The following is an 18142-nucleotide window of genomic DNA, read 5'->3' as shown; positions in this document are numbered from 1 at the left end:
CCATGCTGGTTTGAGACGTTTTAGATATGGAACTTCGTTATCTGCGGTATTTCGTCGCGGTTGCTCGCGAGCGACACTTCACCAAAGCGGCCAAAGCGCTGGGTATTTCTCAGCCTCCTCTGAGTCAGCAGATCAAACGGCTCGAAGAGGAAGTGGGCACGCCGCTGTTCAGACGCCTGACGAGGGGCGTGGAGCTGACCGAAGCGGGGGAAGCGTTCTATGAGGATGCCTGCAAGATCCTGGCGCTGAGCGACGCCGCGCTGGAAAAGGCCCGCGGAATCGCGCGCGGGCTGAACGGTAATCTGTCGATTGGCATCACCAGCTCCGACGCTTTTCATCCCAAAATTTTCGCGCTGATTCGCCAGTATCAGGTGCAGAACATGGCGGTACAGGTTCACCAGGTGGAAGCTAATATGTCTTCGCTGACGACGATGCTGGCTGAGGGTGAGCTGGATATCGCCTTCGTGCGTCTGCCGTGCGAGAGCAGCAAGGCATTCGAGTTAACAATCCTCGACCGGGAGCCGATGATGGTGGCGCTGCATCGCGACCATTCGCTGGCGGCGTGCGGCGATCTGGCGCTGGATCAACTCCGGGATACGCCAGTGGTGCTGTTCCCGCAGGAGGTCGCGCCCGGCCTGTACGACCGGGTTTACGGCTGCTGCGAACGAGCCGGGATTGACGTGCAGCACGCGCTGCAGTCATCACAGCTTTCGTCATCTCTGAGCATGGTTTCCGCCGGCGGCGGCTTCGCGCTGGTACCGAAATCCATGGCGGCCATTTCTCCGCCGAATGTTACCTACCACGCACTGAGCTCACCGGCGCTTTACACCGATATCGCGCTCTGCTGGCGGCGTTTTGAACGCTCGCGGACGGTGAAGCGGTTTCTGGCGATGATGAGCGAGGGGTAGCAGCCGGTTTGGTTGGTGGCTTTTGTAGGCCGGGTAAGGCGCAGCCGCCACCCGGCAACATAGCCTCCGTCGTCAAATCCAGACGTCGTTCTCTGCGGTGCGCTCCCCACCTTCGTGTCCGGTATTCAGGACCCCACACGGTTCTATCATCATCATTTTTACCGTCGTTTCAGCAGACGTTTTATGTTCAACGCCTTTTGGCACAACGTACATTTCCCCTGGATTGACGAGCACATGTCCGTCAAGAAAATCAATACGTAACACGCCCTCGACCACGATGAATGCCTCATCGGTTTCAGGGTGCGCGTGCCATATAAAATCACCCGATATTTTGACGATTTTAAACTGATAGTCATTCATCTGAGCGATGACTTTCGGCTGCCAGTGCGCGTCGAAGAGAGAGAATTTATTGTCTAAATTAACAGGACTATACATTGCGACACTTCCTATGGTTGAGAAGCATCCAGGATAGAATAAGGCCGGCGTGCCGGTCTTGAACGATCGTGCAAATCAGGCAGGATGACCTTTAATGAATTTTTGCCAGCGCCCCGGCGACATACCCAACGTTTTGATGAACTGACGAGTCATGTGACTTTGATCTGAAAACCCCGCTGCAGCGGCAGCCTCAGCAAGCGACAGGCCCGCCTGAATCAGGCGTCGACAGTATACAAGTCGACGCATGGTCACATAGCGATAAGGACTCGTTCCATAAAGCGCACGAAAATCCCGGCTGAGGCTCCAGCGATCTCTGCCACTGACGGCGGATAAAGTATCCAGCGTAATATTGTGAATGAATTCAGTGTGTATATATTCGCGCGCGCGTTCTGCGGATTGATAATCCACCCGATTCCGGCGAAAACGTTGTCCTCCCACGACGGCGAGCGTGTGGGCGAGATCGTAGAGCGCATCGTCTTCTTCCAGCGTATCGAAAGATTCTTCCGGCGCTTTTAACAGCGGTTCGGTCGCTGCAAAAAGCCGGGGATCGGATGAAATTCCGCCGGAAATAAACGGCAAAGGCTTTCCGCCCAGGATTTTTTGAATTAACGCCGGATCGATATACAACATCCGATACTGGAATCCGTCGTTCGTTCCCGCCTCTCCGTCATGCATTTCGTCAGGGTGCAGGACCATTGTCCCGCCCGGCAGGCTATGTTGTTTACTTCCCCGATAGTGAAAACTCTGCACCCCGGATAAGGTCCGGCCTATGGCATAAGTGTCGTGACGATGCGGCTCATAGCCATGCCCGCTGAAATACGCCTCTATGCGCTCTATTTTTCCGGGTTGTTGCGCCAGTCTGACCCAGTCTTTGTTAGCTTTTGCATTCGACATATATGACACCTGATGCCCTGTGAGGGTGAAACAACACCATAAACGCATCGGGTGCAGTTTGGAAAGTTGTTGCAGGCAACGCGGGGTCGGATCCAGGACTTTGCTGTTTTATTGATATACGCTCCGGAACTACGTTTTCCTGGTAATTGTTTGCCGCATGCCATCTGTTACTCTGACAAAGTGCAAAGGATGACAAGGACGTGAAATGCTGAACCCCGGATTCGTTACCCGCAAAGCGCTTGCTCTCTGGCGGGATGTCCCTGCTTTTTTACCCCAGTTTCAGTTCCATGAGAAACATCGAGCGGTCATTCATACTTCCAACCCTGAAAATATTCTGCCGTTGATTGCAAGCTTTGACGTCCAGCAAGACCCCGTCATTCGGCGGCTGATGTCTTTGCGGCAATTACCGCAGAAATTTCTGCACAATCAGCAGACTAACTCGACGGGCAACTTTGGGCTGCACAGTTTTACGCTGTTGCACAGCTCAGCATCCGAGCTCTGCTTTGGCTTAAGAGGGCAATTCTGGCGGACAGATTTCGGTCTGGAAAACGCGCCCGATGCGATTGCTTTTCAGGCACCCGCCGGGCCGGGCAGCGCAAAACTGTTGCTGCGCTACCAGGTAGCGGAACTGGCGCCAGGTCAACATGAACTCTGTACTGAGACCTTCGTCTATTGTCCGGACAAACGTACTCAACTCAAAATGGCGGCCTACTGGCTGGCAATACGGGCAGGGAGCGGCTGGATCCGTAGAAGGACGCTGGAGGCTGTCAGGTTGCATGTTGAAAATCAGAAGTGAGGGATTTCTGTGAAATGCCCTGAGCACTGGAGGTTTTGATGACTATACGAGTTATTACATTTTTGCTCATACTCGGCGCATTTGCTGTAAATGCAGCTGATGGCGGTAATGGTGGGGATGGTGGGGATGGAGGAAATGGTTCGGATGGAGGAAACGGTTCGGATGGCACTGTCTCAGCTCCGGGCCGTGCGGGTTGTCCGGGCGGAACAGATCCGGACGCGTCGGGAAAATTTTATCTTCCAGGAACAAAACAGCAATGCAATCCCGGGAAGCAGGATGCCGTGAAAAGCGCCATGCAATCAGATGCAGAGTGACAGTATGCTAACCCATCCTGACTCCACATCCTCACTTGCCTCCTGCTTCAGGCATTAATACCTGCGGCGGAATACGCAGACCTAGACTTTCTCCTCCGCACGTAATGCGGCCCGCACAGCAGGACGGGCACTGATTTTTTCCCGGTACGCCAGTAGTGCGGGCCAGTTATTCAGTTCAATGGCGAAGAATTTGCACCAGCCCAGAACGGTGAAAAGATAGGCATCCGCCACGCTGAACGACGAGCCTGTCAGATAAGCGTTTGTTGAGAGCGTTTCCTGAAGAAAACTGAACCGCCTGAACAGCTTCTCACGAAAAATCGATTTGGCCTCTTCCGGCAACATATTGTTGAAGAGAGGTGCCAAACCAGCGTGTATTTCGCTGGTGATAAAGTTTAGCCATTCCTGAAGCCGCACTCGCTCCCAGCTGTCTGCTCGCGGTGCCAGCCCACTTTCTGGCTTGAGGTCTGCCAGGTACTGCAAAATGGCTGGCCCCTCGGTCAGGATTTTCCCGTCATCCAGCTCAAGCGCTGCGACATAACCTTTGGGGTTGATGGTCAGGAAGTCGCGCCCGTCAGCGGTAAGCTTGCTCCTGTTGTCCACTTTAATCAGTTCAAACTCAATCGCCAGTTCGCGAAGCACGATATGGGGTGAGAGTGAACAGGTGTCCGGGGCGTAATAGAGTTTCATAATCTCTCCGTTAAAGCGGCTGTGTGATGAAGATTCGGTTTGCATCACTGTGCTTAAAACCGAGCTCGCTGTAAAATTAATGATTCATAAATTAGCCATTAGCTGAGCTACTGATACCCATGATGAATCTTTTACACTGGCGCTTACTGGTTGCAGTGGCCGATGCCAGTAATATTTCTCGTGCCGCTGAAGAGGTTGGCATGACGCAGTCTGGTGCCAGCCAGGCGATCGCCCAGCTAGAGGCCTCATTAGGATTTGCAGTATTCACGCGTGAGCGTCGGCACATCGGCGTAACTGCCCTGGGTGAGCGGGTTGTTAAAGAAGCAAGAAGTATGCTGGCGCGGCTGGACGCCATCCGCCTACTGGCGGATGAGAGCCGGGGGCTGACTGGCGGACGCATTCGTCTTGCCAGTTTTCCATCGGTGACATCCACATTTTTGCCAGGACTGCTGCGGGACTTTAAGCGCCTGCATCCTGAAATCGAGGTGGTTGTACTGGAAGGGACGGACCGGGAAGTCGAGGAGTGGATTGCGGCAGATACGGTTGATCTGGGGGTGGTAATGAACCCTACTCCCGGACGCGCGGATGCAATCCTGGGACAAGATGCGTGGGTCGGGGTGCTACCGGCCAGTCACCACCAGGCTCGTTATGCACGCGCGCGCGGCATTACGCTTGAGGAACTGGCAGACCAGCCTTTTGTACTCGCTACAGGCGGTTGTGCCGTCAATGGAAAAAGCCTGATGGAACAGGCTGGCTTGCAGCTGTCTGACGTGCGGGTGACCGTCCGGGACTGGATCAGCGCCTGCCTGCTGGTGCGCGAAGGCATGGGCGTTGCGCTGATACCTGAATCCGCTCTGCCGGATGAATTACGCGGTTTGTGCGTCGTGCCCGTGACGCCTTCGCTGTACCGTGAGTTTGGGGTGGTTTGTTCGGCGGCGAGCAAATCCTCCCGAGCAACTCAGACGTTATTGGAAGTGTTGCTCAAAATGAAAAGGTCTACGTAAGGAGTTACGGCGGTGCAAACTGTGCCCGGCGGCGCTGCGCTTGCGCGGGCCTACGGTTCGTGTCGCGGGGAGGTTTGGTGTTTGCTTTTGTAGGCCAGGTAAGGCGTAACCGCCACCCGGCAATTCCCTTCTGGAAGCCGCCTCGCAAACCTGCAAGCAACCTTATGTAATTCAGGGGCATCCCTTTTCATCCCGTCTTCACGGTCGTAAAGTGCCTGCGTTGCGGCACATTCGTAACCGGGCGTAGGAACCCGTTAGCATAACATGACATTTTTTTGCACAACGAGGATGCTAAATGGCTACTACACCTAACTTTTCTTATGCGCTCTCTGAAGAAAGCGCTGTTCATCACCTCATCAATCTTCAGCTTTGCGATTCCGCAGATCTCTTCGAACTGGCTGACACCTGCGCCGCCTGTGTGAGCGTGCTGGTTGAAACTGACGATCCCGTGACCTTTTCTATACTTTGCGAGCGCTTGCTGGAGCTGCTTAAACACCTCCGTGAACGTTGCGATACGGAACTTCCCCCGCATCTGGTTGAACGGCTCATCGCGGGTGAGAAGATCGTTTCCTGCGTGCCGGACTGCTGGCAGGAGACGGCGTTGCAGGTGGATTATGCTGTGGCGTTAACGCTGGCGGTGATGGGCGGGACACTGCCTGCGAGCGTGGTGAAAGAACTCATCGGGCTACTGCATGATATGGTCTGGCTGTTGGCGGAGTTTGTGAAGGAGCCTTATATAACGGCGCGCTGAGGTGGGTAATGGGAGGCCGGGGTTCTGCTTGGTAAAAAAACTGGATGTTGTGCGATAGCGGGTTAAATCCCGGCACGACGGAGCGGTGCGGCTTGAGCTGAACTCCGGCGAAAACAGCGTATTTCATGTCATTCGGATTCCCACATTAAAGGTTTACTTCATCCTGCCGTTAATACTGACAACTTCTGTTCAGTCATAAATCTGAACAGGAACAAAGATATTTCCAAATAGTATTTGTCACTTTTTAAACTTCATTGGATGAATGATGCGATATCTTAAAATTACCGTTACGTTCTTATCAGTAATATTACTGTCCGGGTGTTCTTTAAATAAAGACCATTACAAAGGCTTGAGCCACAATTTATGCTATTACAATCAAGATAATATTGTGTACAAATCGAGAAATGGCACCTGCGTATTCCTTGCAGACACAATATATTCAACGACATACAATAATAAAAGTTACACATTGTCATTCAGTTCTTTGTCAGCAGACTCAGGCTATATGAACGTATTTGAGGTGACAAAGCAAAACACACCGGAAATTATCAGCCTTTTCAGTGACTTTATTGCATGGTCAGCACTCGACCAACCTCAGATGCAAAGTGAAGAGGTTAAGTTTAATAATAGCGATAAATCGAAGAGACAAGTTGCAACCAGTGCTTCTGCTACAAAACAGTTTCGGTATATTAGCAAGCCACCAAAAACTCTTGGGTATGAGGAGTATGAGAACAGTCCTCTCCTGATGATTCAGTTAAATTTAAGCCTGTTTGGATTTCCAATGACGGATTACTGGTTAATTACGCCAGAAGAGGCCCGTAAACTCATTGTCTTGATACAAATATTATCTGCCGATTTAGATTGATTTACAGCAACATTCGGTTTTAAAACGTTCGTCACAGCAAGTGAAGGAATGGCACTGGTTTGGGCTGGCAATGACCAGTCAGCCCTATGTTGATGAAGATGCGGTATTGTTAGCAACTTCTACTTCTGGCACAGGGCAGACGAACTTGTTGAGATGAAGGTCCGCAGTGAGCGAGAAGCGGAAGTTGGCTACTCTGTTCAACGTCCCCAAATTCAGCCTTTATTACCCAGTTTTTCGCGAGTAGGACCATCAAAATAGATGCTACTAATGTGGCAACTACGCGGTTGAGCCAACACAAAGCGAATTGTTTCCCAGATCGAGCGCCCATTCATTAAACGCTCCCCCATTTTGAATTGGTCATCGACAAACGTATCTAATCCTGTCACTTCGAAATCTGGGGGATATAACCCAGTCACACGTATATTTTCTTCGGATAACTGGTGTGAGAGTTTAGTTGTAAACCCGCTAAGGCCGTGTTTACTAGCAAAAAATGCGGGATGCGCAATTGAATCTGTAAAATTTGGAATCCCACATGAAGATATAATTGAGACTATATCCGCACTTTCTGAACGTCTTAAACTGGGTAGCAATGCCTGAGTCAGTAGAATCGAACCTGTTAGTCCTGAGCTGACAGTATTGATAATTTCTGTGTCTGGTTGATCGTCTAACGTTCCAGATAACCACTGAGCAGCATTGAGGATTAAAATGTCTATGGGCTTGTCTGAAGTTAACAACTTTGAAGAGAACTGAGAAAGGGATTCAGGCTGGGTTAAATCACAGATATATCCTTTCGCAATTCCGCCTTCAGCCGAGATGATACTGCAAGTTTTTTGAATATCATTGGCACGCCTCGCGCAAAAATCTACCTCGACGCCTTCTCGTGCCAACCACACGCTCACCGCCTGACCAAATCCCGCGCCACCACCGGTAATCACAGCCCTCTTACCTTTTAGCATCTTCTTTCATCCTTTCTTAATGACTATGTATGGATGTAGATATACATGAGGAGAGGGATTGGCGTCTTTCAGTTAGTGCCATTTTTAGACGACGGGTTGGATAAGTTGTACTGCAATCTTTTTAATAGCGTGTCAGTCCGCTCCTGGCACAAAGCGGACAAGATGGCTAGGCTGAAGGTCTGTTGTGAGCGAAGAGCGGAAGTTTTCACTTATTCTGCGTCTGTACTGGCAATCCCGATTGTAAATTAACATGGTCCAAACAGTGGACTTTCTATTAGCTAGGGCGATAATCAAAGCAATCTTGCATTTACTGCGTATACAAAACAATGGCACTAAAAACGATTTACCGACATTTTCACACTGCTTGGAAGGATACGCCGCATGGACCTTTGAGTGATGTTCAACTTGCCAAGATCGCCCTAAATTGCGGCCGTGATGAAATCGCCGCAATCCACTTCGGTTTGAAACTGTTCAAATCAGAGCTTGCTGGTTGTCCTGATTGGGATTTCGATATGAAATATCAGTTATGGGGATCTATTGATACTTTTGAGCGCTTGCTGAAGCAAATAGAGCAAGTACAGCCCTGACTGATGAACACAGTCAAATCAGATTTCGCTATCAGCAACGTCCGCTCTTGGCACAAAGCAGACGTATCTTACACAATCACCTCTTATTATGTTCGCACTCATTAAATGAGCGCCGTTATCACGAGCATATGCAAACTGCGGTCCATGACAGTTGCCACATTCTCAACCCGCCAACCACCATATATAATGTTTCCAACCTGGAGAATGAATTATGCAGCAACCATCAAAGTGGCAAACGATCTGACAAGCGAGCTCCCTTCCTTAGGCTCAAGCACGTCGCATCAAGATTACGAGGATGCTCTGGGGTTGGTGGAGTATCTGATTGAGCATGACTCCCATAGCCCGCGGGCAGAAGAGCTAACTCATCTAGTGTAGTTAGAAATATTCATGCGGATCATCTACTAGACGATCCGTATAATCATTACCTCATGTTTTTCCATCAAAAAACATGTACCCTAGCCATAAAAATAATCATAGAATGCATTAAAACCTTCATTACCGATAAGAGGCACAATTCTTTTCCGCAACTCATCAATAAAGTCATCTTTCACTTCGTCATTATCATCTGCTATATCAAAGATATCGTATTGACCATATACCAAATCAATAAGCTCAGCTAATGAAAATATAAATCCAGAGAGACTGCCAGCTATTTTAAATGGTTCAATTACATCATAACTAGCATAGACAGAGGTATTCCCTTCATCGATAGCCGCAATTATAGGTTTACCTCCACCTAAATCATCACCAAAAACAAGGTAATTTTTTAGTAAGTACTCACAACCATTTTGAGCCTTCGAGAGCTCACTGACAGAGTGAATTTTAATTGGCGTGAAGCCTGTTTCAATTTTTAACTTTTCAGGATTATAATTTTTATATAAAAATTCCACCTCTGTCGAACGAGGTAAATTGGACGGGAAGGCATTGTCCAGATCATTGACGGTGCTGAAACTCCCTGACAGCGAGTATTTATTGCAAATGACAATAAGTTGTTTTAATGCTTTTTCAATCTCATTCACAATAGTATCAGACGCATCCATAAATATAGCCCTCAGTAATCACTAATTAAATTAGAAAAGATTTTATAAAAGCAATTAAAAAATAAGGAAGTAAATGCATTCCGAATAAAAACATCATCTGTATTATATAAGCCGAAATAATTAATATTAATCCGGCTTTTATTAATCACTTATCTTTACGAGTACTGCCAAAAACCAGCTACGATATTCCCGCCAGATATGTTTTTATACAAATACAAAGTACCGTAACCAAAGATGTAATCACCATCAAGCAATGCATCTGGATAATAATCTTCATCTATCTGCATGAAAAATGCATAACCATCTTTTTGCAAAGCATCAAAATAATAATCTTCCGATTGTATTAACCTTGCATCTTCGGTTTTAGTGATAAAGTCAAACTCTTCACTTTCAACCTTATCATACCCAACAATAACTGCCTTATTAATGTGTTTTATCGTAAATGCATCATTATTGCTTTCATCAGAAAACGTATGCGTAAAAACTTTTACTGAACAATTTGGGTAGATATTGTTATCAATCATATCATCATATTCTTCAGGAATAAGTATCGTAATATACTCATGTCCATCATCAGGATTCTGAACTGTCAAATAAAATTTATGCCCCTGAATATCACCTAGTTTATCTAAAAAGAATTCAGGGATATTTCCACCAATCCGCCCAATGACATTAGCATCAGGCAGGGTACTTATTTTAGCGATAAGATTAGATTTTAACATTTTGTCAACCCATTTTTTCTGGCAAACCCAATAGACTCTTCTCTAAGTTTCATTGCCGTTTCAGTGGCAAATTTCTTAGCGTTTTGACGTTCCCAACCTCTGTTATTCACCAAGTCTTCGTAAATACCTCTTCGAGTAATTGCAGTATTCCTGTTGATATTCTGCAATGCGGACTGGTTTTTTAGTACATTAGGATTATGCAATCCATATTTGGCCTGTAATTTGGATATGGTTTTATGCATAGCGTTTTCTTGCAAAGCTATCGCTGGGTTGGTAGTTGCAATACCAGACATTCTACCTTTTATTATGCCATTATTTCTTAGCCAAGCATTTTGTAATAACTCATGTGCAGTTAAACCGTCTTTTGCATGGACGGGACTTCCATAGCCTGCGATTCCAAATTCGTTTATTAAACCCAGCGGATCAATCCACCCCAACGGATTCGGCGCATACTGATAAAGGTTCCACCCGCCATTCAACCCAATCGGGTCCTGCACAATAAACCGCCCGAGCTGCGGGTCGTAGTAGCGGAACAGGTTATAGTGCAGCCCCGTCTCACCATCAGCGTACTGCCCGGCATAGCGAAGCGGCTGGTGAGCCATCGCCGTGCGATTCACAACCCGTGAGAACCCTTCGCTCTGATGACGCACCTCGCCAAAGCTGCCGTACTGGCCGCTCCAGCGCACCGCGCCATGCTCGTCGGTCACTTCCAGCGGCGCGCCGTTCAGGTCGGTGTTGAACCAGTAAATCTCACCGCTGCTCTGGTCACGAAGGTGATCCACCCGCGCCAGCGGGCTCCAGGCTTCATTCGGGTCGTAAATATAGGTGCTGCACAGCCCGGCGTTCTGCTGCTCCTGCAGCAGACGGTAGCCCTGCCACAGGAAGCGGGTGTCGGTGGTGCCATGCGCGGTGGTGACGATTTTGCGCGTGCGGCGACCCAGCGCGTCATAGTGATAGCGCGCCTCAAACCGCCCTTCTGGCCCGGTTCCGCGGGCGGACACCAGACGGTTCTCGGCGTCATAGACATAATGCTGCTCATACAGCCCGTTGCGGCGGCTGACCAGGTTGCCCCAGTGGTCGTATTTCATAAACAGCGCCTGCCAGTGCTGCAGGCGGTTATCCGTCACCGGTACCGCGTCGTCACTGGCAGCGAGGTTATCCGCGGCATCATAGCTGAACTGCGCGCGGCTGTGCCCCTGGCGGGCCTCGTAGTGCTTCAGCAGACGCCCTTCGGCGTCGTAGCCGTAATCCACTTCACCGCGCAGTGTGTCGCTGACGCCGGAAAGCTCACCGCGCGCGGTGTAGCGATACAGGCGTTCCAGTAGCGCCTGCTCCGGCAGGGTCACGTTCGTGCTCAGTTCACTGCGCTGCAGGGTGCGTCTGCCGAGGCTGTCATACTGGCGGAGCTGCTCGCGCGCGCCCTGAGTGCGGCGAACTTCACGGTGCAGGCGGTCGCGGGTGAACTCGGTCACCAGCTGCTGTCCGAAGCGGATAGCGCTGACGTGGCCAGAGCCGTAGTGCAGCCAGGCCAGCTTTTGCTCGCCGGGCAGCGTCAGGCCGGTCAGGTTGCTCAGGGCATCCCATTCGTAACCGACCGCGCCGTTAATGCCGGATTCGCTCAGCACGCGCCCGGCGGTATCGTGGCGGTAAACGATCTCATCGCTTTCGATACCCAGAGCAACGCCCTCAGCTGTCGGCGTACGGCGGATGCGGGTAATTTGACCGCTCAGGTCGCGGAAGTAGCGGTACTCCGCGTGACGCTGAGTGCGTCCGATCAGCAGCCCGCTGTCGTCATAGCTGAACTGCTGGACGCGACGGGCGATACCGCCATCGGCGGCAGGCCGTCCGTTTTCTTCGAGCGCGCAGAGGAACCCTCGCGCATCCCATTCCATATGGCGCACGGTCTCGTCCGGGCGCGTTTCGCTGAGCGGTCGGCCCACGGCGTCGTAGGTGAAGCGGTATTCCCCCCCGTTGCCATTCTCGAGTCGCAGCAGGTTACCGCGCGGGTCATAGCGCCACTGGCGCACGCGGCCAATACGGTCGGTGAGGCTGACCGGGAGGCCGAGCGCGTTATAGGCCCAGCTCACCTCGCTTTCCAGCGGGTCGCGCCAGCCCGTGAGCTGGCCGCGTTCGTTCCACACCAGCGACTCGCGGCTGCCGTCCGGATGGATCACGGCGCTCAGCAGCCCGGCACGGCTCCACTCCCGCCGCGTGGTATTCCCTTCTGCATCCTCGCTGGCAATCAGCTGCCCGAAGCGGTCGTAGGTGAAGCGGGTCACACTGCCGGAGCAGTCGGTGCGCTGCGTCAGCAGCCCCTGGTGATTCCAGACAAGGCGCACCACGCCGCCGATGGCGTCGGTGATGCTCTCCGGCAGGTTTTCTTCATCGTCGGGATAGCGATACGCGGTGGTGCTACCGGCCGGATCCGTTTCCGACAGCAGGCGACCGCGAAGGTCGTACATGGCCTGCGATGACGTGCCGTCCGGGTACACCGTGCGGGTGATGCGATCAGTCAGACGATGCCAGTGATACTCCGTGTGGCGGCCAGCCGGGTCCGTCTCGCTGGTCATACGGCCATATTTGTCCCACGTGCTGCGGCGCATCGCACCGCCGGGCAGAATGACGTCGCAGAGCTCGCCGTCGCGGTAGACAAACGTCGTCTGGCGACCATCGTAATCTGTGAAGCGCGCGACGTTGTCGTCGTCATCCACCAGCCAGTGCGCCTGCGCGCCGTCATCGCGGATGGCCCGACGGATGCCGTTATCAAAATCATATTCGAACGTCAGCTGTTCGCCGCCGCTATGGCGGAAGCCGACCACGCGAGGCAGGCCGTCAATCTCGCGCCAGCGGTATTCACTCAGCAGGCCGTTGGCGTCCTCGTGGGCGCTCATCAGCCCGTCCTGCCAGCGGAAGCGTCGGCGCACGCTACCGCCCCGGCCGGTCACACAGACCAGCCGGCGCTGTTCATCATAAGCGTAACTGACCAGGCAGATCTCGTCATCCAGCCAGGCGCTGGCGAGTCTGTCACGGTCGTAGCGGCAGACCACGCGCTGACCCGCGCTGTCGGTCAGGGCATGCAGGGTATGATCCGCATTCCACTCGAAGAGAATATCGTTGCCGCAGGGTTCAGAGAGGCGCTGGAGCATTGACGGAGCATCATCCTGCAGCGGTGCATAATGCCAACGCTCGCCGCTGACGTCATACACCGACCAGCTGTCGTCAGAGTGATGTTCAAGCCAGCTTTTTTCGCTTTCGCAGTAGGTGCGCAGCCCTTTCGGGACCTTCGGGAAGGTGACGTAATCGCCGGACGGTGCGCGCCACACCAGGCCGTCCTGATACGGCTCCAGGCGGCTTTCCCAGAACAGGCTCCAGCCGCGGCCCAGTACGCTGTCACCGGGGTTGCCGCTGCGCCAGTAGCGCTGCCAGCGCACCGGCAGACGGGAAGGCAGGACGAAATCCAGCTCATCATCCCCGCTGAGAAACTTCTGTCCGCTGACAATATCCACCGGGCGGGCAATGATCCCCGCCGCCGCCACGCCGGTCATCAGCGTGCCGGCGCGGCAGGCGATACGGGCCAGCTTATTAATGCCAGGGATTTTGCCCAGCAGCTTAGACAGCGCCCCGACTTTGCCGGCCGCACCGCCCCAGCCGCCGATAAGCCCGGCGAACAGCAGGGTAAGATCGGAGACTTTGTAGAGCCACTCCGGGACTTCAGACTGAATAGGAAGGGTTTGCTGCGGATCGCCGCCGATGATGACGTTGTCCGAACCGGTCATCACCTTCGCGTCGCAGGTGGTTCGATCCCCGATGCGGGCCGCAGGCAGGCCGTTAATAGAGACCCGCGAGGAGCCTTCGGCCATCTGCTGCGAGCCGTCGTCAGAGCACTTCACCGCGCTGTCCGTGGCCATGGCGGCAGGTTTACCGTTGATAAACACATTGGGCGAGCCGGAGGTGATGACGCCTTTCTTCGTCATACTGGATGCCCCGGCGTCTGCGATGCTGTCCCGGGCGGCGATCGCCAGCTCCCCGGTGTAATACCCCACGGCCAGGCTGGCGCCGACGAGCAGAACGCCCACACCAAGACAGGATGCGCCAAGTCCGGCAATAAACATGGCCCCCGCCAGAATCCCCCCGGCGGCGGCAATCAGGCCACCGACAATCGTTCCGGCAATCATCCCGGCCAGCGCACCAGAGTGGCCGATATCATCACCAACGCGTGCTGCTTCAAACATAACAACGATCCCTGAAGTTACTGGTGGAAGCGGAAGCTCCTGAGAAGTTCGCCAAACTGCGCGCTGTCGGCATCGCCCAGCGCGCGCGTGCAGGTCATGGTGAACACCAGAATTTTATGGCTGTCGACAGTAAACACGGCCTGCTGCTGCCAGACGCGTTTCCCGTCGCGCAGGTAGCTGGCATGGACAATTTCACCCTGTAAAAGGCTGTCGCCAAGCGTCGCGGCGCTGCGCTCACCCTGCTTCCAGCCTTTGATGTGTTTTTCCATCAGGGCGAGCTGGCGATCGATATACGCGGCAAGCGTTTCGCCGGGGTTGAGGGCATCGCGGGAGATATTGAACGCTGGTGCATCCGCCGCGGGCGGCGCAAATACGTTTACGGTACGATCCTGATAGCCATCAGGAAAGTTGATCAGTCCTTCACTGAAAAGGCACTGCGAAGATGGTTCTGACATTGAGCGGGTCCCACCACATTTTTTCAGAAGCGGTAAGTTTCGCATATGTGTTTAAGGCTGAAAAGATGCTGGTCCGGCGATCTCTCTGCTGACCGAAGGTCATTTCTGGCTTCACCGCAAATACAACTCTATTTTCCTGGTAATTACCTGAGGTAAGCCATCTGTTACTCTGGCTGTGCTCACGGGATGACAAGGAAAAGAGATGCTGAATCCAGGATTCGTTACCCGCCCTGACGCTATTCTGCCGTTAATTGCCAGTTTTGATATCCAGCAAGATGCCGTGATTCGGCGCTTAATGGCATTAAGGAAAATTCCACTAAAAATCCTGCGCAATCAGCAGGCTCAGGCAGCCGGTGATTTTGGCTTGCACAGCTTTACCCTGTTGAAAAGCTCGGCATCAGAGCTCTGCTATGGCTTAAGAGGACAATTCTGGCGGGCAGATTTCGGTTTGGAAAACGTGCCGGATGCCAGTGCATATCAGGCGCCAGTTTCGCCGGGCAGCAGAGCGGATATGCTCTGACATCTCCTTTCTTCCCGTATAAGGATGCGCTACTCTCACCAGTGCGTTCTCGACCAGCACGGTTCGGAACCTGTCGGCTTGCCAGCAAAAGGATAAAAAATGAAAAAAATAATTCCAGAATATACACCCGTTGATTTATCGCGTTGGGCAAGAAAAGAGCATTTTGAGGTATTTCAGGGGTTTGCTCAAAGTACATTTAACCAAACGGTTCTGATAGACATTACCGCGCTGCTGAAACATATAAAAGAGGTTGGCTGGAAATTCTACCCTACGATGATTTTCCTCCTTGCTAAAATTGTCAACAGGCATACGGAGTTTCGTATGGCCATAAAGAACAACGAGCTTGTCATTTGGAATGAGATTCATCCCAACTATACTATTTTCCATAATGAAACAGAGACCTTTTCATCAATGTGGAGCCATTACGATGGCAATATTCAACACTTCCAGAATACTTATTCAGAAGACGTTGCACGTTATGGTAATAACCTTGCATATTGGCCTAAGGAAGAGTCTCGGGAAAATATATTTTTCGTCTCGGCTATTCCCTGGGTGAGTTTTACCAGTTTTAATGTCAACGTTGCTAATATGCAGAACTTTTTTGCTCCGATGTTCACTCTCGCAAAATATTACGAACAAGATGGGAAAGTACTGTTACCTCTCGCCGTTCAGGTACACCATTCCGTGTGCGACGGTTTCCATGTGGCAAGACTGTTCAATGAATTACAAGAACTCTGTAATGACTTGCCACATCAATAGAAGGAAATAGGGGGCATATTAATCAGACATCAACGATCGATTCTGAATGTCCCGCAATGGATGCCAGTGCTCCCCTTTCTCGAAGACCGCTTTATCCTTTATCCCGGGCCTTCACTCCCTGCCGCCAGCAGTGGCACTACCACGTCGCTAATGGGAACCGGGATACCGTGCGCGCGACCATAACGTTGAATAACACCGTTACGAATATCCCACTCCAGCGGCCGGTTGGCCTGACGATCTGCGAGGATCGATGTGCCTAAATCGGCAGGTGCACGCTGGAAGTTTGTCAGGATCTCTTGTGCCACCTCATCGTCCAGGTTTGCTCCCTCGGCACGAGCGACGGCCAGCCCTTCACGCAAATACGCAAGCGCCAGCTCGCTAATATCCTCGCGAGAGAACATCCCGGCGCGACGATTGGCCAGCACCATCAGGCCAGCCACCGCATTTTGCAGCAGTTTGCGCCATGCCACACTGGAGAAATCTGCCGACAGTTCAACCGCACAGCGTGTGCCACGCAGGGCATCGACCACTCGTTGTGCCTGCGGGACATCCGGCAATGTCAGACGCGGTTTGGCGCGCAGCCATACTGAGGCATCCGGCTCACGCTGCGCTGGGAACCAGACCACCGACGGCAGTACCGTTGCGCCGTTGACCCACGGCGCAAGCTGGGCTTTTTGCTCAACGCCATTTTGCAGGGCGCAGACCACGGTGTTTTCGTCACACAGCACGCGCAGCCATCCGGCGCTGTCGGCATTTTGCGTCGTTTTTACCGCCACAAAAACGAGATCAACGGGGCGCGTGATGATACTCGGATCCGTTAATACCGGACCGGGCACCACCGTTTCTCCCTCATCGTGACGCAAACGCAATTCCGGGTGCGCGGTGCGTCCGCACAACAACGGCGTGCGGCCAGCGTCATGCAGTACTGCGGCAATGGTGGTCCCAATCGCACCGGGTCCAATCAGCGCAATGGTTGGATAGTCAGACATGAGTCACTCCCCTTTTGCTAAGCCTGCTAACAGTTATACCACCCTGAGACGAGCGCGCCACCCTCGTTGTCTATACTCAACACATAACAGACAACGGAGTGCGCCATGCCTTTACCCGATTTCCATTCCTCCGAACCTTTCACTCTTGGCATCGAACTCGAACTGCAGGTGGTGAACCCGCCTGGATACGATCTCAGCCAGGACTCCTCAGCCCTTATCGCCGCCGTTAAAAACGACATCAAAGGCGGTGAAGTCAAACACGACATCACCGAAAGCATGCTCGAAATCGCTACCGGGGTGTGTCAGAACATCGACCAGGCGGCAGCACAGCTCTCGGTAATGCAGCAGAGTATTCTGCGTGCGGCAGCGGAACAGCATATTCAGATTTGCGGCGGCGGAACGCATCCGTTCCAGAAATGGCAGCGTCAGGAAGTGTGCGACGACGAGCGCTATAACATCACGCTGGAGCGCTTTGGCTACTTGATCTTGCAGGCGACGGTGTTCGGCCAGCATGTGCATATCGGTTGCCGGACCGGGGATGACGCCATTTATCTGCTGCACGGCCTGTCACGTTTTGTGCCGCACTTCATTGCCCTGGCGGCAGCATCGCCGTACATGCAGGGCACAGACACGAAGTTTGCCTCGTCGCGGCTTAATATCTTTTCCGGATTCCCGGATAACGGCCAAATGCCGTGGGTTAACAACTGGCAGGAGTTTGAAGGGCTGTTCCGCCGTTTGAGTGCCACCAGCATGGTCGACAGCATTAAAGATCTGCACTGGGATATTCGTCCCAGCCCACATTTTGGCACCGTGGAGGTGCGGGTGATGGATACCCCGCTGACGCTCGGCCACGCGATCAATATTGCCGGGTTAATTCAGGCTACGTCACACTGGCTATTGACCGCGCGGCCCTATAAGCATCAGGAGCGGGATTTTCTGCTGTATCGTTTTAACCGTTTTCAGGCATGCCGTTACGGGTTAGAGGGCATTCTGACGGACGTTTACACCGGCGAGCAGAAGACTGTTGCAGAAGAGATCGACTGGCTGCTGGAGCAGGTTGCACCGTCGGCCGAGAAACTCGGCGCGACAAGTGCGATAACGGAAATTGCCCTGCTGTTAAAGCAGGGCAAGAGCGAGGCGCAACGCATGCGGGACTTTATTGCAGACGGTGGATCGCTTATCTCCCTGGTGCAAAAACATTGTGAACTATGGGCAACCGCTCCGTAAC

Annotated in this window: 18 protein-coding genes and 1 pseudogene; 10 read left to right on the top strand and 9 right to left on the bottom strand. The window is 52.5% G+C overall.

The window, feature by feature from the left end; translation table 11 throughout:
• The first annotated feature begins 26 nt into the window (after positions 1–26).
• Positions 27–908 (top strand): LysR family transcriptional regulator, encoded by an 882-nt coding sequence (locus ACJ9Y9_RS05975; protein WP_028019535.1) that lies wholly within the window; start codon positions 27–29, stop codon positions 906–908.
• 72 nt (positions 909–980) lie between these two features.
• Here ACJ9Y9_RS05975 and ACJ9Y9_RS05970 read toward each other — a convergent pair whose 3' ends face one another.
• Positions 981–1343, bottom strand: a complete 363-nt coding sequence (locus tag ACJ9Y9_RS05970; RefSeq protein WP_028019536.1) for a cupin domain-containing protein — start codon at positions 1341–1343, stop codon at positions 981–983.
• Positions 1344–1418: 75 nt separating this feature from the next.
• Positions 1419–2237 (bottom strand): AraC family transcriptional regulator, encoded by an 819-nt coding sequence (locus ACJ9Y9_RS05965; RefSeq protein ID WP_028019537.1) that lies wholly within the window; start codon positions 2235–2237, stop codon positions 1419–1421.
• A gap of 205 nt (positions 2238–2442) precedes the next feature.
• On the opposite strand from ACJ9Y9_RS05965, the gene ACJ9Y9_RS05960 reads away from it, so the two are divergent.
• Together ACJ9Y9_RS05960 and ACJ9Y9_RS05955 are read left to right on the top strand one after the other, a co-directional pair.
• Entirely contained in the window at positions 2443–3033 is a 591-nt protein-coding gene (locus ACJ9Y9_RS05960) for a hypothetical protein (protein WP_028019538.1), read from the top strand.
• Positions 3034–3071: 38 nt separating this feature from the next.
• Positions 3072–3347 carry a hypothetical protein gene (locus ACJ9Y9_RS05955; protein WP_072032745.1) on the top strand — a complete coding sequence of 92 codons (276 nt, stop codon included), beginning with the start codon at positions 3072–3074 and terminating at the stop codon, positions 3345–3347.
• A gap of 81 nt (positions 3348–3428) precedes the next feature.
• On the opposite strand, the gene gstA is transcribed toward ACJ9Y9_RS05955, so the two are convergent.
• Positions 3429–4034, bottom strand: coding sequence for a glutathione transferase GstA (gene gstA / locus ACJ9Y9_RS05950; protein ID WP_028019539.1), 606 nt, complete (start codon positions 4032–4034; stop codon positions 3429–3431).
• Positions 4035–4153: 119 nt separating this feature from the next.
• Between gstA and ACJ9Y9_RS05945 the strand changes: the two genes are divergently transcribed.
• The 3 genes from ACJ9Y9_RS05945 to ACJ9Y9_RS05935 all read left to right on the top strand — a co-directional run bounded on the left by ACJ9Y9_RS05945 (position 4154) and on the right by ACJ9Y9_RS05935 (position 6654).
• Positions 4154–5038, top strand: coding sequence for a LysR family transcriptional regulator (locus ACJ9Y9_RS05945; protein WP_028019540.1), 885 nt, complete (start codon positions 4154–4156; stop codon positions 5036–5038).
• Positions 5039–5333: 295 nt separating this feature from the next.
• The gene (locus tag ACJ9Y9_RS05940; protein WP_028019541.1) at positions 5334–5789 is read left to right on the top strand and encodes a hypothetical protein; all 456 of its coding nucleotides are present in this window, start codon (positions 5334–5336) and stop codon (positions 5787–5789) included.
• Positions 5790–6294: 505 nt separating this feature from the next.
• Positions 6295–6654: a hypothetical protein gene (locus ACJ9Y9_RS05935; protein ID WP_028019542.1), complete on the top strand. Its 360-nt coding sequence runs from the start codon at positions 6295–6297 to the stop codon at positions 6652–6654.
• Between the two features lie 212 nt (positions 6655–6866).
• Here the strand turns inward: ACJ9Y9_RS05935 and ACJ9Y9_RS05930 are convergent, their stop codons facing one another.
• Positions 6867–7610: an SDR family oxidoreductase gene (locus tag ACJ9Y9_RS05930; RefSeq protein ID WP_028021396.1), complete on the bottom strand. Its 744-nt coding sequence runs from the start codon at positions 7608–7610 to the stop codon at positions 6867–6869.
• 326 nt (positions 7611–7936) lie between these two features.
• Between ACJ9Y9_RS05930 and ACJ9Y9_RS05925 the strand changes: the two genes are divergently transcribed.
• Entirely contained in the window at positions 7937–8197 is a 261-nt protein-coding gene (locus ACJ9Y9_RS05925) for a hypothetical protein (protein WP_028018433.1), read from the top strand.
• 455 nt (positions 8198–8652) lie between these two features.
• Here the strand turns inward: ACJ9Y9_RS05925 and ACJ9Y9_RS05920 are convergent, their stop codons facing one another.
• The 4 genes from ACJ9Y9_RS05920 to ACJ9Y9_RS05905 form a co-directional block, all read right to left on the bottom strand.
• Positions 8653–9237 carry a hypothetical protein gene (locus ACJ9Y9_RS05920; protein WP_050482930.1) on the bottom strand — a complete coding sequence of 195 codons (585 nt, stop codon included), beginning with the start codon at positions 9235–9237 and terminating at the stop codon, positions 8653–8655.
• Positions 9238–9392: 155 nt separating this feature from the next.
• Positions 9393–9959: a hypothetical protein gene (locus ACJ9Y9_RS05915; protein ID WP_032666918.1), complete on the bottom strand. Its 567-nt coding sequence runs from the start codon at positions 9957–9959 to the stop codon at positions 9393–9395.
• The gene (locus tag ACJ9Y9_RS05910) at positions 9953–14191 is read right to left on the bottom strand and encodes an RHS repeat-associated core domain-containing protein (RefSeq protein WP_407226075.1); all 4239 of its coding nucleotides are present in this window, start codon (positions 14189–14191) and stop codon (positions 9953–9955) included. Before ACJ9Y9_RS05910 ends, ACJ9Y9_RS05915 begins: the two co-directional genes overlap by 7 nt.
• A 17-nt stretch (positions 14192–14208) precedes the next feature.
• On the bottom strand, positions 14209–14646 hold the full coding sequence (locus ACJ9Y9_RS05905; protein ID WP_028018436.1) for a DcrB-related protein: 438 nt from the start codon (positions 14644–14646) through the stop codon (positions 14209–14211).
• Positions 14647–14848: 202 nt separating this feature from the next.
• On the opposite strand from ACJ9Y9_RS05905, the pseudogene ACJ9Y9_RS05900 reads away from it, so the two are divergent.
• Both ACJ9Y9_RS05900 and catA read left to right on the top strand, forming a co-directional pair.
• Positions 14849–15148 (top strand): annotated as a pseudogene (locus tag ACJ9Y9_RS05900) (hypothetical protein); the annotation flags it as partial.
• A 117-nt stretch (positions 15149–15265) separates the two neighbouring features.
• Complete coding sequence (gene catA / locus ACJ9Y9_RS05895; protein ID WP_028018437.1) at positions 15266–15925, top strand: type A chloramphenicol O-acetyltransferase; 660 nt, start codon at positions 15266–15268, stop codon at positions 15923–15925.
• Between the two features lie 98 nt (positions 15926–16023).
• Here catA and ACJ9Y9_RS05890 read toward each other — a convergent pair whose 3' ends face one another.
• Positions 16024–16914, bottom strand: coding sequence for an oxidoreductase (locus ACJ9Y9_RS05890; RefSeq protein WP_028018438.1), 891 nt, complete (start codon positions 16912–16914; stop codon positions 16024–16026).
• Between the two features lie 105 nt (positions 16915–17019).
• On the opposite strand from ACJ9Y9_RS05890, the gene ACJ9Y9_RS05885 reads away from it, so the two are divergent.
• Positions 17020–18141 (top strand): YbdK family carboxylate-amine ligase, encoded by a 1122-nt coding sequence (locus ACJ9Y9_RS05885; protein ID WP_028018439.1) that lies wholly within the window; start codon positions 17020–17022, stop codon positions 18139–18141.
• Position 18142: the final 1 nt, after the last annotated feature.

This window comes from Enterobacter sp. CPE_E1241, from assembly GCF_045618265.1.
GTDB classification, from domain to species: Bacteria; Pseudomonadota; Gammaproteobacteria; order Enterobacterales; family Enterobacteriaceae; genus Enterobacter; species Enterobacter adelaidei.
This window is presented reverse-complemented; position numbering and strand designations above follow the sequence as displayed.

What these genes read in the sequence shown, in the direction of transcription:
- ACJ9Y9_RS05910 (WP_407226075.1), bottom strand. Translation starts at nt 14,191, where the DNA reads ATGTTTGAAGCAGCACGCGTTGGTGATGATATCGGCCACTCTGGTGCG.
- ACJ9Y9_RS05920 (WP_050482930.1), bottom strand. Translation starts at nt 9,237, where the DNA reads ATGGATGCGTCTGATACTATTGTGAATGAGATTGAAAAAGCATTAAAA.
- ACJ9Y9_RS05935 (WP_028019542.1), top strand. Translation starts at nt 6,295, where the DNA reads ATGAACGTATTTGAGGTGACAAAGCAAAACACACCGGAAATTATCAGC.
- ACJ9Y9_RS05965 (WP_028019537.1), bottom strand. Translation starts at nt 2,237, where the DNA reads ATGTCGAATGCAAAAGCTAACAAAGACTGGGTCAGACTGGCGCAACAA.
- ACJ9Y9_RS05885 (WP_028018439.1), top strand. Translation starts at nt 17,020, where the DNA reads ATGCCTTTACCCGATTTCCATTCCTCCGAACCTTTCACTCTTGGCATC.
- ACJ9Y9_RS05945 (WP_028019540.1), top strand. Translation starts at nt 4,154, where the DNA reads ATGATGAATCTTTTACACTGGCGCTTACTGGTTGCAGTGGCCGATGCC.
- ACJ9Y9_RS05930 (WP_028021396.1), bottom strand. Translation starts at nt 7,610, where the DNA reads ATGCTAAAAGGTAAGAGGGCTGTGATTACCGGTGGTGGCGCGGGATTT.
- ACJ9Y9_RS05940 (WP_028019541.1), top strand. Translation starts at nt 5,334, where the DNA reads ATGGCTACTACACCTAACTTTTCTTATGCGCTCTCTGAAGAAAGCGCT.
- ACJ9Y9_RS05975 (WP_028019535.1), top strand. Translation starts at nt 27, where the DNA reads ATGGAACTTCGTTATCTGCGGTATTTCGTCGCGGTTGCTCGCGAGCGA.
- ACJ9Y9_RS05970 (WP_028019536.1), bottom strand. Translation starts at nt 1,343, where the DNA reads ATGTATAGTCCTGTTAATTTAGACAATAAATTCTCTCTCTTCGACGCG.
- ACJ9Y9_RS05915 (WP_032666918.1), bottom strand. Translation starts at nt 9,959, where the DNA reads ATGTTAAAATCTAATCTTATCGCTAAAATAAGTACCCTGCCTGATGCT.
- ACJ9Y9_RS05890 (WP_028018438.1), bottom strand. Translation starts at nt 16,914, where the DNA reads ATGTCTGACTATCCAACCATTGCGCTGATTGGACCCGGTGCGATTGGG.
- ACJ9Y9_RS05960 (WP_028019538.1), top strand. Translation starts at nt 2,443, where the DNA reads ATGCTGAACCCCGGATTCGTTACCCGCAAAGCGCTTGCTCTCTGGCGG.
- catA (WP_028018437.1), top strand. Translation starts at nt 15,266, where the DNA reads ATGAAAAAAATAATTCCAGAATATACACCCGTTGATTTATCGCGTTGG.
- ACJ9Y9_RS05905 (WP_028018436.1), bottom strand. Translation starts at nt 14,646, where the DNA reads ATGTCAGAACCATCTTCGCAGTGCCTTTTCAGTGAAGGACTGATCAAC.
- ACJ9Y9_RS05955 (WP_072032745.1), top strand. Translation starts at nt 3,072, where the DNA reads ATGACTATACGAGTTATTACATTTTTGCTCATACTCGGCGCATTTGCT.
- ACJ9Y9_RS05925 (WP_028018433.1), top strand. Translation starts at nt 7,937, where the DNA reads ATGGCACTAAAAACGATTTACCGACATTTTCACACTGCTTGGAAGGAT.
- gstA (WP_028019539.1), bottom strand. Translation starts at nt 4,034, where the DNA reads ATGAAACTCTATTACGCCCCGGACACCTGTTCACTCTCACCCCATATC.